The 13,146-nt window shown below is 65.2% G+C and carries 14 protein-coding genes; 5 read left to right on the plus strand and 9 right to left on the minus strand.

Annotation, left to right across the window (positions count from 1 at the left end; all coding sequences use genetic code 11):
- Positions 1-12: 12 nt before the first annotated feature.
- The gene (locus HF989_RS04265) at positions 13-1,014 is read right to left on the minus strand and encodes a UDP-N-acetylmuramate dehydrogenase (RefSeq protein ID WP_168684188.1); all 1,002 of its coding nucleotides are present in this window, start codon (positions 1,012-1,014) and stop codon (positions 13-15) included.
- Positions 1,015-1,038: 24 nt separating this feature from the next.
- Between HF989_RS04265 and HF989_RS04270 the strand changes: the two genes are divergently transcribed.
- From HF989_RS04270 to HF989_RS04280, 3 genes are read left to right on the plus strand one after another with little or no spacing between them, the layout of a single operon-like run.
- Positions 1,039-1,530: a DUF2505 domain-containing protein gene (locus HF989_RS04270; protein ID WP_168684190.1), complete on the plus strand. Its 492-nt coding sequence runs from the start codon at positions 1,039-1,041 to the stop codon at positions 1,528-1,530.
- Positions 1,531-1,583: 53 nt separating this feature from the next.
- Positions 1,584-2,336, plus strand: coding sequence for a class I SAM-dependent methyltransferase (locus tag HF989_RS04275; RefSeq protein ID WP_343033541.1), 753 nt, complete (start codon positions 1,584-1,586; stop codon positions 2,334-2,336).
- Positions 2,337-2,346: 10 nt separating this feature from the next.
- Positions 2,347-3,111, plus strand: a complete 765-nt coding sequence (locus HF989_RS04280; RefSeq protein ID WP_168684192.1) for an LmeA family phospholipid-binding protein — start codon at positions 2,347-2,349, stop codon at positions 3,109-3,111.
- Here the strand turns inward: HF989_RS04280 and HF989_RS04285 are convergent.
- The 7 genes from HF989_RS04285 to HF989_RS04315 form a co-directional block, all read right to left on the minus strand.
- Complete coding sequence (locus HF989_RS04285; RefSeq protein WP_210729008.1) at positions 3,099-3,377, minus strand: DUF2516 family protein; 279 nt, start codon at positions 3,375-3,377, stop codon at positions 3,099-3,101. The two genes, HF989_RS04280 and HF989_RS04285, sit on opposite strands and share 13 nt — an antisense overlap.
- A 41-nt stretch (positions 3,378-3,418) precedes the next feature.
- Positions 3,419-3,964, minus strand: a complete 546-nt coding sequence (locus HF989_RS04290) for a CGLAU_01105 family protein (protein WP_168684194.1) — start codon at positions 3,962-3,964, stop codon at positions 3,419-3,421.
- A gap of 15 nt (positions 3,965-3,979) precedes the next feature.
- On the minus strand, positions 3,980-5,263 hold the full coding sequence (locus tag HF989_RS04295; RefSeq protein WP_425482980.1) for a DUF445 domain-containing protein: 1,284 nt from the start codon (positions 5,261-5,263) through the stop codon (positions 3,980-3,982).
- A gap of 99 nt (positions 5,264-5,362) precedes the next feature.
- On the minus strand, positions 5,363-5,731 hold the full coding sequence (locus tag HF989_RS04300; RefSeq protein ID WP_168684198.1) for a hypothetical protein: 369 nt from the start codon (positions 5,729-5,731) through the stop codon (positions 5,363-5,365).
- Positions 5,732-5,786: 55 nt separating this feature from the next.
- On the minus strand, positions 5,787-6,536 hold the full coding sequence (locus HF989_RS04305; protein WP_038609363.1) for a succinate dehydrogenase/fumarate reductase iron-sulfur subunit: 750 nt from the start codon (positions 6,534-6,536) through the stop codon (positions 5,787-5,789).
- Positions 6,536-8,614, minus strand: a complete 2,079-nt coding sequence (locus tag HF989_RS04310; protein WP_168684200.1) for a fumarate reductase/succinate dehydrogenase flavoprotein subunit — start codon at positions 8,612-8,614, stop codon at positions 6,536-6,538. Before HF989_RS04310 ends, HF989_RS04305 begins: the two co-directional genes overlap by 1 nt.
- A gap of 21 nt (positions 8,615-8,635) precedes the next feature.
- Entirely contained in the window at positions 8,636-9,409 is a 774-nt protein-coding gene (locus tag HF989_RS04315) for a succinate dehydrogenase cytochrome b subunit (protein WP_168684201.1), read from the minus strand.
- A 255-nt stretch (positions 9,410-9,664) separates the two neighbouring features.
- Between HF989_RS04315 and HF989_RS04320 the strand changes: the two genes are divergently transcribed.
- A complete protein-coding gene (locus tag HF989_RS04320; protein ID WP_168684203.1) occupies positions 9,665-10,150 on the plus strand; it encodes an SRPBCC family protein in 486 nt (161 codons plus the stop codon).
- 76 nt (positions 10,151-10,226) lie between these two features.
- Here HF989_RS04320 and lpdA read toward each other — a convergent pair whose 3' ends face one another.
- Entirely contained in the window at positions 10,227-11,639 is a 1,413-nt protein-coding gene (gene lpdA / locus HF989_RS04325) for a dihydrolipoyl dehydrogenase (RefSeq protein WP_343033542.1), read from the minus strand.
- Positions 11,640-11,718: 79 nt separating this feature from the next.
- Between lpdA and HF989_RS04330 the strand changes: the two genes are divergently transcribed.
- Positions 11,719-12,921 (plus strand): alpha/beta hydrolase-fold protein, encoded by a 1,203-nt coding sequence (locus HF989_RS04330; RefSeq protein WP_168684205.1) that lies wholly within the window; start codon positions 11,719-11,721, stop codon positions 12,919-12,921.
- Positions 12,922-13,146: the final 225 nt, after the last annotated feature.

A 13,146-nucleotide genomic window follows, 5' to 3' on the forward strand; every position in this document is an offset into this window, starting at 1 on the left:
GGCCGCAGCGGGCTAGAACCCGACCCAGACCGGCTCGGGGCGCAGCTCCACCCCGAACGCCTCGCGCACCTGCGCCTGCACGCGGCGGGCAAGGTCGACGATGTCGGCGGCACGGGCCCCGCCGCGGTTCGTCAACGCGAGGGTGTGCTTGGTGGACAGGCGCGCCGGGGCGTCCTCACCGGGAAAGCCGCGGTGGCAACCCGCGCGCTCGATGAGCCACGCCGCTGAGAGTTTTTCCTTGCCGTCGCCGGCGGCAAAGCGCGGCATTGCTGCCTCCCCCACCTGCGACTCGATGGCGTCGGCCACCGCGGACGGCACCACGGGGTTGGTGAAGAAGGAGCCGGCGGACCACGTGTCGTGGTCTGCGCCGTCCAAGACCATGCCCTTCGCCCGGCGGGTCTCCAACACGGATTCCCGCGCCTGGGCGAGCGGGACGCGCTGGCCGCCCAGGTGACGCAGCGGGATGGATACGTCGGTGTCGTGCAGCTGCAGCTCAATTTCCAGCACGACCGCGCGGGCAGTGAACTTCAGGTTGGAGTAGCGGTACGCCAGGTCCAAGGCCTCGGCGGGAACCCACTCGTCCACCCCGGTCTGCCGGTTCCACAACCGCACCCGCGTGAGCACGTCGGCGATCTCGGACCCGTACGCGCCCACGTTTTGCACCGGTGTCGCGCCCGCGGAGCCGGGGATGCCGGACAGCGCCTCGATGCCGCCCAGCCCGCGGTCGACGGCGTAGGACACCACCGCGTCCCATTCGGTGCCGGCTTGGACGCGGAGCCGGAGGTCGTCGTCAAGCGTCACGCCATCGTTGCGCACGAGCACCGCGGCGAGGTCGAGCTCGCCGTCCGCGACGACGAGGTTGGAGCCGCCACCGACAACCAGCAGGGGCGTGCCGCTGCGGTCTAGTTCGGCCACGGTCTCGACGAGCTGCTCTGCGGTCGTGCACTCGTAAACCGCGGCCGGGGTACCGCCGACGCGCAGCGTGGTCAGGGAGGCGAATGATGGGGCAATCACCCCGTCAACGGTAGTCTGTGCCCCATGACTGCACGTAGTGAGATCACTGTGACCATCAACCAGCCGATCGAGAAGGTCGCGCAGGCCTACGGTACCCGCGAGTACTGGGAGTTTATCGCGGAAAAGCTCTCTCCGGAGCCCGGTGAGCTCCACGAGTTCGCGGACAGCACCGCGACCCTGTTTGAGATCCTGCCCAAGTCCATCCTCCCCGAGGCCGCCCAGGCGATGGTGTCCCAGGACCTCAAGCTCAAGCGCGTGGTGAACGTCGGCGCACTTCAGGGCGACACCGCCGAGCACACCATGACCGGCGACGTGAAGGGCACCCCCGTGGACCTGGGCGCGGAGTACACCGCCACCCGCGACGGCGACAACACCACGCTGAACTACGAGCTCGAGGCCAAGGTGAACATCCCGTTCATGGGCGCCGCGCTCGAGCCGAAGGTAGCTGACGCGCTCGAAGAGATCGTGGAAAACGAGGCGAAGCTCACCGATCAGTGGATTAGCGAGAACCTCTAATTCCCCACTACCACAACCTGCGCGCCTCGGCCTCCGCCGGCAAGCCGTACGGGGTGATCACCCGCGGCACCACCGGCGTGAACCGACTCCGCAGGTCAGACCGCTGGACCCGCTATCACCCGCGGGTCCAGTCCTTGTTGCGCGCCGCCGACTCGCCGCTGGCGGTCGACGTGGGCTACGGCGCGTCACACACCACCACCGTCGAGTGGGCCGGGTGGTTGCGCCAGATCCGCCCCGGCGTCGAGGTCGTGGGCCTAGAAATTGACCCAGCGCGCGTGCTCCCGCCCCGCGACGGCGTGCGCTTCGAGCTCGGTGGTTTCGAGCTCGCCGGTTACCGCCCGCACCTCGTGCGCGCGTTCAATGTGCTGCGCCAGTACGACGTCGACCAGGTCCCCGATGTCTGGGACACCGTCCGCTCGCGCCTAGCCAGCGGCGGCCTCTTCATCGAGGGCACCTGTGACGAGCTGGGCAGACGCTGCGCTTGGCTGCTTATCGACGCCTCCGGCCCCCAAACCCTCACCCTGAGCTGGGACCCGCACCACACGGCCAAACCCTCCGATGTGGCGGAACGCCTGCCCAAGGTCCTGATCCACCGCAACGTGCCCGGCGAGTCCATCCACCAGTTCCTCACCGATGCCGACGCCGCCTGGGACCGTGCAAGCGGCTGGGCCCCGCACGGGCCCCGCGTGCGGTGGCGCCACGCCTTGGAGGACCTCGCCGCTCACTGGCCAATCGCACCCCAGCGCCGCCGGCTGCAGGACAACACCGTCACTGTGGACTGGCGGGCAATCGCCCCCGCTTCGTAAACTGGCCTGCATGAAAACCGCGTGGAAAGTAACCCTCTCAATCGTTGCGGCGGTCCTGCTGCTGTTCGCCGTAGCGGAAGTGGGCATCCGCACCTTTGTGGCGAAGCAAGTCACCTCCGAGGCGCCGGAGGGCACTTCGGTCTCCTTCGGCGCGAGTCCGGTGACCCTTGGCCTCTTGGGCGGAAAATTTCCCCACATGACGGTGGACCAGCAATCCGACCTGGTAATCGACGGCGATCACTTTTCCGGCACCCCGGCCGCCGTGGTGGATATGGACAACGTCCAGCTCAACGACGGCGACCCGGTGGCGGAATCCCTGCACCTGACCACCGAGCTGCCCAACGATTTTGTCCGCGCCATGCTGAACCAGCAGCTCAAGGAGCAAATGGGAGACAGCTTCCTGGCCGACGTGATCACCGTCTCCGACGTGGTGTCGAACGCCGATGCCGGCACATTCACCATCGTGTTCACCTCCGGTGCGGCCGGTATCGAGCTGCAGCCGGTGATGCAGGACGGCCAGCTGACGTTCCAGGCGCGCAGCACCGAACTGTTCGGCTTCGCGCTTCCCGACGACGTCGCCCAGGCCATTAGCTCCGCCATGTCCGAGGGCGTCGCGCAAGAGGCCACCGGCGGGATGAACGTGGAGGACTTCACGGTCATCCCCGGTGGCCTCCGGGTCAGCGTCGCCGGCAGCGACATCAAGTTCTCGGAGCTGGAGCAACTGCAGCAAACCGAGCAGCTCCAGCAGGACGGGCAGCCGAGCTACCAGTCGTAGCTGCCGCCCACAATGCGCTTAATCTGCGGGCGCACGTCGAAGAAGTAAATACCAATCGCCACCGCACCGAACCAGGCGATGAACGGGAAGCGCAGCAGGCACGCGAGGGCCGCCAGAACGAGGATGCCCACCCAGGCACCCTTGGACTGGCGGTTCGCCGCGTCAAACGCGTCGGCGCGGGTGGCGCCTGCCATCACAGCCCCAACGATGCCCGCAATGCCCACCGCCAGCATGAGCACTATGCCCACGCGCGAGGGAATCGACATGATCTGGTGAATTTGGCTGACGGTGGCGGTATCCATAACTCCTACTTCAGGTCCTCGACATTCACGGTCTCACCGTTGTCTTTGCCGGCATCGGCGTCGTCGATGATCTCGCCGTCGATGATATCGTCGTCCGATTTCCCACCCGTAAACTGGTCCTGGATCCGCCCGACCAGGCCGTCGAAGCGAGAACGCAGGTCTTCGACCGTGCCCTCGATGCCGTCGGTCTGCGTGTTTTCCAGACGCTCGTTGAACGTCGCTCGTGCGTCGTTGATGGTGCCGCGCAGCTTCGCTTTCACGTCGTCGGTGAACTGGACGTCGCGCTCGCGGAAGCTGTTGAACAGCTTCTCCGCCTCGTCCGCGAAGTTCGTGGCCGCGCCGCGGACTTCACCCTCGGTCGAGGCGGAGCTGAGGTTCTGTCGCGCTTCCTCGGTGGCCATCTTGAACTTGTCCGACAGCTCGCCGGTGGCCTTGCTGAACGCGGCGCCGATGGAGGAACCCGCCGCGAGCAGCGCGTCCCCGGCCTCGCGGAGGCTGGAACGAATCTCGTTGTCCTTGCCGTTCGTGTTGTCAGAGGTCTGGTCAGTCATGGTGCACTCCTTGCGTTAGTAAAAAAGCAGTTGCGACACAGTGTAAATAGCTAACCCGGCGAGCGCACCGACGATCGTGCCGTTCAGTCGGATGAACTGCAGGTCCTTGCCCACCATGAGCTCGATCTTGTCTGCCGCCTCCTCCCCGTCCCAGCGCTCGATGGTCTCCGCGATGATGCCCACAATCTGGTCCGCGCCGTTCTCCGCAGCGAAGTGCGTGACCTTTTCCAGGGCACGCTCGGCGTCGGCGCGCACCGAAGGGTCGTCCACAAGCTTCTGGCCCCACTCGCGCGCAGACGCGGCCGTCTTCCGGCGCAGCGCGCTTTCCGCATCGGACGCCTGGGACACGATTGACTCAGAGAGCTGCTCCCAAATCCCGCCCGCGGCCGAGCTGACAGCGGCGGAACCCATAACGTCCGCTTTGAGCGCCTCCACACGCGAGATCATGTCACCGTCGAATTGGAGGTCGTGGGCGAACTGGTGCATTTGGCGGCGGATGGCGCGGCGGGCCTCGTGGTTCTTGTCCGTGTCCACGTCCTCCATGAACGCGACCATCTCGTCGTAAACGCGCTGGCCCACCAGCTCCTTCGCAAACCGGGGCGCCCACCGCGGCATCCGCTCATCGATCATGGTGACAACGGTTGCCTCCATGCCATCGACCTTCCGGCGGCCCCAGGCCACAATATCGTCCACCACCGGGTCCACCTTGCCGTCGGCGATGAGACCCTCCAGCACCCTGCCCAGCGGCGGCGCCCAGATCGGCTCCGCCAGCCTGTCCACAAGCTGGGTGCGAATGAACGCCTCCGCCCCGGCCGGGTCGATCCCCTGCACCATCCGGACCGTGAATGTGCCAGCTTCCTCGCTCACGCGCGCCGCGTTCTCCGGCTGCGCCAACCACCTGCCCACCCGCTCCGGGATGCCCGCGCCCATCACCTTGTCGGTGATGGTGCGCGCGTTGAGAAAGTTCTCGCTCACGAATTCGCTGAGCACCCCGGCGACCTGGTCCTTCTTGTTCGGAATGATGGCGGTGTGCGGGATGGGGATGCCCATGGGATACCGGAAGAGCGCGGTGACCGCGAACCAGTCCGCCAGCCCGCCCACCATGCCAGCCTCCGCGGCGGCGCGAACGTAGCCGATCCACGCTGCGTCATTGCCCCGGGACTGGGCCCAGGAGCACGCGATAAAAATCACCGCCATCAAGGCCAGCAGGCTCGTCACGGCGATCTTGTGGTTCCGCAAAACGCGGCGCCGCTCCGCCTCGTTGGTCGGAGTGGGCATCATCGCATGCTGCTGGCTCATGCCCATGATTAAAGCAGGCGCTCCGACACGGGCACGAAAAATGCCCCCTCCGCAGATGGAGGGGGCATGTTGCACGGGCGCGGTGCGCCAGCTGCCGGTCTAGTTTCGACGTCCGGTGCGCTTACGGTACTCCTTGTAGTCCTTGCGGCCCATTGCGATCAGGACGCCGCCGGCCACGCCGGTGATGACGGCTTCAGCGACACCCAAGATGAGCAGGCGCTGAGCCAAGTCGTGGGTCTGGGAGCCGAAACCGAAGGCCATTGCGCCTGCGCCCCACACGGCCAAACCAACGCCGAAGAGGGAGGACAGAAGCAGGCCCATGGCCACCCACGTCTTGGTGTGAGACAGCGAGGCGTGTGGCGCACCGAGGGAGACTGGGTCATAGCCCTCGATGTAGGTATCTTCAATGCGGCCGGTGTACTCCCGGTAGGACTCGTTGCGGATATCTGCAACTGCGGTGGAACCCATTGTTTCTGTTTCCTTCTTCAGCGTCTGGAGCTACTGCTACGAGTATACGGCAGCCCTAGTCGTCGCCGCCCTTGAAGGCAGCACGGGCGCGCTCGGCGTTGATGGCGCCGACGGCATCGAGCGGGATGCCAGCCGGGCACACGTCGGCGCACTCGCCGTAGAGCGAGCAGTGGCCGAAGTTGGTCTCCAGCTCGTCGACCATCTTGCGCGCGCGGCGGGAGCGCTCCTGCTTGCCCAGCGGAAGCAGCTTGAGGTGCTTCAGCTTCGCGCCGGTGAACAGGTGCGCGGCACCGTTCGGGCACGCCGCCACGCAGGCGCCGCAGCCGATGCAGGCGGCGTAGTCCAGCGCCGTCTCAGCGTCGTGGTGGTTCACGGCCAGCGTGTCCGCGTCAGGGGCGGTGCCAGCGTTGATGGAGACGTAGCCGCCCTGCTGCATCACGCGGTCCAACGCGGAACGGTCCACGGCCAGGTCCTTGATCACCGGGAACGCGCCGGAGCGGAACGGCTCGATCTTCAAGGTGTCGCCGTCGTTGTAGTTGTGCAGACGCTGCAGGCAGGCCGTGGTGTTCTGGCCTGCACCGTGCGGGCGGCCGTTCACGGTCAGGCCGCAGGTGCCGCAGATGCCTTCGCGGCAGTCGGAGGCGAAGACGAACGGCTCCTTGCCCTGCTCGACGTAGGTCTCGTTCACGTGGTCGAGCAGCTCCAGAATGGACATCTGCTCCACAGCGTCATCGACCTGGACGGTCTCGAAGCTGCCCTCGGTGTCAGGACCAGCCTGGCGCCAGATTTCAAGTGTCAGTTTCATTACTTGTAGTTCCTTGCCATCAGCGGGATCGAATCAAAGTGCAGGGGTTCTGCGTGGCGGATGAACTGGCCTTCACCGGCCGGCTCCCAGGCCGACACGAAGCACCATTTCTCGTCGTCACGCTCGGCCTCGCCGTCGTCGGTGAGGTGGTCCATGCGGTAGTGCGCACCGCACGACTCGTCGCGGTCCAGAGCGTCGATGCACATCAGCTCACCAAGGTTGATGTAGTCGACGAGGCGCAGTGCCGCCTCGAGCGTCTGGTTCATGTCGTTCGGGGAGCCTGGGACGGAGATGTTGGCCCAGAAGTCCTCGCGCAGTGCGCGGATCTTCCGGATGCCCTCTTCCAAGCCCTCCACGGTGCGGGACACACCGCAATGCTCGTAGAGGATCTCGCCGAGCTGCTCGTGGAAGTGCTCCGGGCCGTGCGGCTCCGGGCCGCGGATGGACATGATGCGCTCAATGCGCTCGGTGACCTCGGCCACCACATCCTGCGCCTCGCGGGAGTCCTCGGGCAGCGCCTCCTCGCCGAGGTGACCGGCGAGGTAGTTCGGCACCGTGAACGGCAGGGTGAACCAGCCGTCGACAGAGGCGGACAGCAGCGAGTTGGCACCCAGGCGGTTCGCACCGTGGTAGGTCCAGGAGCACTCGCCTGCGGCGAAGAGGCCGTCGATGGAGGTCATCTCGTTGAAGTCCGTCCACAGGCCGCCCATGGTGAAGTGGACGGTCGGGGCGATGCGCATCGGGGCCTTGTACGGGTCGTCGCCCGTGGAGTCCTCGTACATCTCGAAGAGGTTGGAGTAACGCTCACGGATGGTGTCCTCACCGAGGCGCTCAATGGCGTCGGAGAAGTCGAGGTACGCCGAGTTGCGCAGCGGTCCTACACCGTAGCCAGCGTTGAGCTGCTGGGAGATGGCTCGCGACGCGACGTCGCGGGGCACGAGGTTGCCGAAGGCCGGGTAGCGACGCTCCAGGAAGTAGTCGCGGTCCTCTTCCGGAATCTCGTTCGGGTCGCGGTCGTCGCCCTTTTCCTTCGGGGTCCAGATGCGGCCGTCGTTGCGCAGGGACTCCGACATCAGCGTCGTCTTCGCCTGCCACTTCGCGTTGACTGGCAGGCCGGTCGGGTGGAACTGCACGAAGCACGGGGAAGCGAGGTACGCGCCGCGCTCGTACGCCCGCATCATGGCGGAGGCGTTGGAGTTCTTCGCCAACGTGGTCTTGTGGTACACGTTGCCGTAACCGCCGGTGGCGAGGATGACGGCGTGGCCGGTGAACGGCGCGATCTCACCCGTGATCAGGTTGCGGGTGACAATGCCGTCGCAGTGCTTCGCGCCATCCTTTTCGGTGACGATCAAATCCATCAGGTCGTGGTGGGTGAAGATCTCCACGTTGCCCAGGTGGATCTGGCGCTGCAACGACGATGCGGTGGACAGCTGCAGCTGCTGGCCTGTCTGGCCGCGGGTGTAGTACGTGCGCGAGACCTGCACGCCGCCGAAGGAACGCGTGGCAAGGGTACCGCCGTACTCGCGGGCGAACGGGGCGCCGATGGCGTTCATGTGGTCGATCACGCGGACGGACTCAATAGCCAAGCGCCAGCAGTCGGACTCGCGGCAGCGGTAATCGCCGCCCTTGACGGTGTCCTTGGTGTGGCGGTACGCGCTGTCGTTGTCCACCTTCTTGCCACGGGCGGAGTTCACGCCGCCCTGCGCGGCGATCGAGTGGGCGCGGCGCGGCGCGTCGTGGTAGGTGAAGGCCTTCACGTTGTAGCCCAGCTCGCCCAGGGCTGCGGCGGCTGCGCCGCCGGACAGGCCGGTGCCGACGACCAGCACGGTGAACTTGCGGCGGTTCAGCGGCGACACCAGGTCCATGTGGTCTTTCTGGTACTGCCACATGTCCTTCATGCGAACCTCGTCGCGGTTCGGCTCGTTGGCCTCGAGGACGTTACCCGGGGTCACGCCGGCGGCGGCGGACTCGGGCTGGCGGAAACCGCCGGTGCGCTGCTGGCCCGCGGCCTCGGCGGAGTTCTGTTCCCCGCCGTTGGCCCCCTGGGCCCCGGAAAGACCGGAAATAGAGGTAGTCATAGTTGTTCTCCTAAAAAGCCGTTACCGGGAAAAATCCGGGACCCAGCCGAACGCGATAGCGAGCGGCATAACAACGTTGCCTGCGACAACGATGAACGGGAGGATGTACGCGAGGACGATCATCAGGCCCGCGCCGCGCTTGCCCAGCCAACCCAGGTCGGACACTGCGAGGTAAATGCCGTGGGTCAGGTGCAGCAGCAGCGCCAGGTTGGCAATGACGTACACGAGGGTGACCCACCAGCGGCCGGGGGCGAAGGTGGCGAGCATGTTGTTACGCACCGCGCCGTGGACGAACTCGTCAGAGGCGACTGCCTGACCGAAGGTGAGGTCCAACAGGTGGAAGATGATAAACAGCAGCAAAATGACGCCGGTGACCAGCATCGCCCGGGTGGCGGTGGACTGCCAGCCGCCCATCAGGTTGGTGCGCTGGAAACGTCCGCGGGACTTCGAAGAGCGCGCGCGCAGTGCGAATGCGCCCCACACGTGCAGCACCAGGCAGGCAAGCAGGATGATACGGACGATCCACAGGAAACCGGAGCGCGGAAGCAACGGCTCACCGATCGTGCGCAGGAACTCGCCGTAGTCATCGATCGGCGCGGAGCCATCGATGTTCAGCGGCATGAAGATCTTCAGGTTCCCCACCATGTGGCCCAGAACGTAGAGACCGAAGATGAGGCCGGTGATGGCCATGGTCAGCTTGATTGCCCAGGTGGGGTAGGACGGCCGCTCGCGCAGCGGCTTCTCAGTAATTTTTCCGTGACGAATGGCTTCACGGTCTGCGTTTTGTACAGTCATGGCACCTCCAGTGTCGGTAACACTCTAGGAGATCGGCCCCGCCCATTCACACCGGATTCGCAGGCGCGACCGAGCCTCAACCCCACCTTGAGCCCTACATGCAGCAATCTGGCGCATTTGTGACATTCGACACTTGTTTGCTCCGTGGCTTGCGAGTCCACAGCCCCCACCCCTTTCAGTGTCAATCTTTTGGTTGTTAGTACGTCCTAACCTGCTCGCCGACCCGAGCGGCCGAAAATCGGTACGCTGAACGGCATGGCTATTGACAAGAACACTGAAAGCTCCGCAACCCGCCAGATCGACGCCCCCGCGGTCGCGATCTTCGACATCCTTTCCAACCCGCAGCGCCACGCCGAGACCGACGATTCCGGCATGGTCGTCTCCGCTGACCAGGGCGAGCGCCTGGAGAAGGTCGGCGACATCTTCACCATGAACATGACGAACAAAGACGGTGACTACCAGACCAAGAACGAGGTCTTCGCCTTCCAGGAGGACCGCGTCATCGGCTGGAAGAACCTGCAGAACACCACCTCTGAGGTGACCGTCGGCGCGAAGTGGCTCTACGAGCTCGAGCCCATCGATGCCGACAACACCAACGTCACCCTCACCTACCAGCGCGACGAGCTGGAGGAGAACCTGCTGTCCATGTCCGAGACCTTCGACGACGAGTTCCTGGCCAAGTCCCTCGACTCCCTCGCCGCCGCAGTCGCAGGCACCGACAACCCGACGCAGAAGCACTAGCTCGCTTCTCGACGCCACTAAAGGCGGGCCCCGGTAAGTTCCGGGGCCCGCCTTTAGTGCGTCGGTAAGCGGAGGCTTAGAGGTTGATCATGTGGCCTTCGACGCCGTGGGAGATCTCCTTGAGCACCTCGGAGAGGGTCGGGTGGATGTGGATGGAGCGTGCGATCTCCTCAGCGGTGAGGTCGAAGCGCTGCGCCAGCACAACCTCCGGCATGAGCTCGGAGACGTTAGCGCCCACGAGGTGGCAGCCGAGGATCTCGCCGAACTCGGCGTCGGCGACGAGTTTGCCAAAGCCGGCGGTCTCGTTGAGGCCCACCGCCTTGCCGTTGGCGGAGAACGGGAAGGTGGCGACCTTGATGTCCTTGTCCGGCCACTTCTCGCGCGCCTGCTCCTCGGTGTAGCCCATGGACGCAACCTGCGGGTTACAGAAGGTGGCGCGCGGGGTCATCATGTAGTCCTCGATCTCGAGGGTCTCGGCGCCGGCGATGGTCTCGGCGGCGATGATGCCCTGGGCTTCCGCAACGTGGGCGAGCTGCAGCTTCGCCGTGACGTCGCCGATGGCGTAGATGTGGTCGACGTTGGTGCGCATGCGCTCGTCGATAGCAATGGCGCCGCGCTCGGTCAGCTCGACACCGGTGTTCTCCAGGCCGTAGCCCTCGGTGCGCGGAGCGAAGCCGACGGAGATCATCACGCGGTCGGCGGTGAGGGTCTGCACGTCGTCGGAGCCGTTCTTCTTCACATCCACCTCGACGGAGTCGCCGTTGTCGCGCACCTCGGTGGTGGCGTGGCCGGTGAGCAGCTTCACGCCGAGCTTCTTGTACCGCTTCGCGATCTCCTTGGACACGTCCTTGTCCTCGTTGGGAAGGACGCGGTCCATGTACTCGATGACGGTGACGTCGACGCCGTAGTTGGACAGGACGTAGGCGAACTCCATGCCGATGGCGCCGGCGCCGACGATGACCATCTTCTCCGGGGCCTCGGGGTTGAGGATCTGCTGCTCGTAGGAGACCACGTTGTCGGACAGCTCAATGCCCGGCAGCGTGCGCACCACGGCGCCGGTGGCGATGATGCAGTCGTCGAAGGTGACGGTCATGCCCTTGTCGTCGCCGTCGGTGATCTCGATGGTCTTGGCGTCCTTGAACGAGCCCAGGCCGTTGATCTCCTTGATCTTGTTCTTCTTCATCAAGTAGTGCACGCCACCGACGATCTTCTCGGAGACTTTACGGGAGCGCTTTTGGGCGTCCGTGTAATCGAACTCCACGTCACCCTTGATGCCGAAGGTCTTCGCCTCGTGGTTGAAGATCTCCGCAACCTCTGCGTTCTTAATCAGCGACTTCGACGGGATGCAGCCCACGTTCAGGCAGACACCGCCCCAGTACTTCTTCTCAATGACAGCCACTTTCTTACCAAGCTGAGCTGCACGGATGGCGGCAACGTAGCCACCGGGGCCCGCGCCGAGGACAACAACGTCGAAATGTTCTTTACTCACAATACATATAGTACGTGCCCGTCTGGCAAAATGTTCCCGAGCACCCAGTTGTTTTCTGCCCCGAAAGTGAGCGAATTCCGTGAAACTCCGACGACCTGCTATCGCCGTTGCGGCCGCGGCACTGGTAGCCGCAGGTTCCGTACCCTCTGTTACCCACGCTGCCCAGATCGACGAGACGGCCCCGAACGCCGGTCAGACCGTGGCTGCCACCGACTCCCCGAGCAGGGCGGACAACGTCGAGCCGCTCGACGAGGCACCCAAAACAACGAATGGCCAGGACCAAAAGTGGGTCGGCATCCTAGAGAATAACCAGCAACTGTGGCCGAACGAGGCCGTCCGCGTCCACTCGGAATCGATGGGCCGTGACATCCCGGTGGCGTTGTTCCGCGCGACCGACGAAAACGGCCAGCCCGTGCAGGGCGCCCCCACTGTCTACCTGCTCAACGGCGCCGGCGGCTCCGAGCAGAACACCGACTGGGTGGCCCAGGCGTTCGACAAGATGTACGAGACTTACGGCCGCGCGGGCGTGAACGTGGTCGTGCCGATGGAGGGCGCGTTTTCCTACTACGTGGACTGGGCCGAAGAGCCGCCGGTGGAGAACACGTACTACAAGGGCAAGCAGATGTGGTCGACCTTCCTCGCCGAGGAGCTGACCGGGGCGGTCGAGCCGCACCTGGGCGCGAACGGGCGCCGCGCGGTGGCAGGACTGTCCATGGCGGCGACATCCTCACTGTTGCTAGCGGAGCACTACCCGGAAAAATACGACGCGGTGGGGTCCTTCTCCGGCTGCGCAGCCACGTCGACGCCGGTGCCGTGGAAGTTCGTGGACCTGACCGTCAGCCGCGCCGCGCCGGGTGTGATGACGCCGGAGTACATCTTCGGCAAGCGCGGCTCAGAGGAGAACCGCTCGAAGGACGCGTTGGTCAACGCCGGGGCACTTAAGGGCACCGCCGTGTACATCTCCAACGGCACGGGCCTGGCAGGCGAAGGCGACATGGCGGGCACGTTGAAAGAGGGGCTGATCAAGGCCGGCAACGACCCTGCCGTGGCGTCCGTAGTCGCTGGGTCCAACGCGCTGACGCTACAGGTTGAGGGCGGCGCCATCGAGGCCGCCACGAACGCCTGCACCCACGACTTGCTGGTGAAGCTGGCTGCAGAGGGCGTGGAGGTCGGCCACGCCGAGCTCCGCAACGTCGGCACCCACAGCTGGGGCACGTGGCGCGACGACCTGCAGCTCTCCTACGACACCGTCTTCAAGAAGGCACTCAACCCCGAGCTGTAGCGCGGAAACCGACCGCGCCAGCACACGAATACGGCGCCGCCCTAAACAGGGCGGCGCCGTATGTGCGTTCTCGGGCGTTTAGAACAAGCCGAGCCCGTACGCGATGGTCGACGACATGGAGGAGCCAGCGTGGACGAGCCCGCCCAGCACCTGGTTGATCTGCAGCTGGATGGCTTCGATGGGGTTCATTGTGGAGTCCTTTCGGGGATGACGCGGTATGTAGCG

Source organism: Corynebacterium mucifaciens (genome assembly GCF_012396315.1).
In the GTDB taxonomy this organism is placed as follows: Bacteria; Actinomycetota; Actinomycetes; order Mycobacteriales; family Mycobacteriaceae; genus Corynebacterium; species Corynebacterium mucifaciens.

Coding starts and splice junctions, on each gene's coding strand:
- HF989_RS04270 (WP_168684190.1), top strand. CDS start 1,039: ATGACTGCACGTAGTGAGATCACTGTGACCATCAACCAGCCGATCGAG.
- HF989_RS04280 (WP_168684192.1), top strand. CDS start 2,347: ATGAAAACCGCGTGGAAAGTAACCCTCTCAATCGTTGCGGCGGTCCTG.
- HF989_RS04285 (WP_210729008.1), bottom strand. CDS start 3,377: ATGTCGATTCCCTCGCGCGTGGGCATAGTGCTCATGCTGGCGGTGGGC.
- HF989_RS04290 (WP_168684194.1), bottom strand. CDS start 3,964: ATGACTGACCAGACCTCTGACAACACGAACGGCAAGGACAACGAGATT.
- HF989_RS04295 (WP_425482980.1), bottom strand. CDS start 5,263: ATGAGCCAGCAGCATGCGATGATGCCCACTCCGACCAACGAGGCGGAG.
- HF989_RS04300 (WP_168684198.1), bottom strand. CDS start 5,731: ATGGGTTCCACCGCAGTTGCAGATATCCGCAACGAGTCCTACCGGGAG.
- HF989_RS04305 (WP_038609363.1), bottom strand. CDS start 6,536: ATGAAACTGACACTTGAAATCTGGCGCCAGGCTGGTCCTGACACCGAG.
- HF989_RS04310 (WP_168684200.1), bottom strand. CDS start 8,614: ATGACTACCTCTATTTCCGGTCTTTCCGGGGCCCAGGGGGCCAACGGC.
- HF989_RS04315 (WP_168684201.1), bottom strand. CDS start 9,409: ATGACTGTACAAAACGCAGACCGTGAAGCCATTCGTCACGGAAAAATT.
- HF989_RS04320 (WP_168684203.1), top strand. CDS start 9,665: ATGGCTATTGACAAGAACACTGAAAGCTCCGCAACCCGCCAGATCGAC.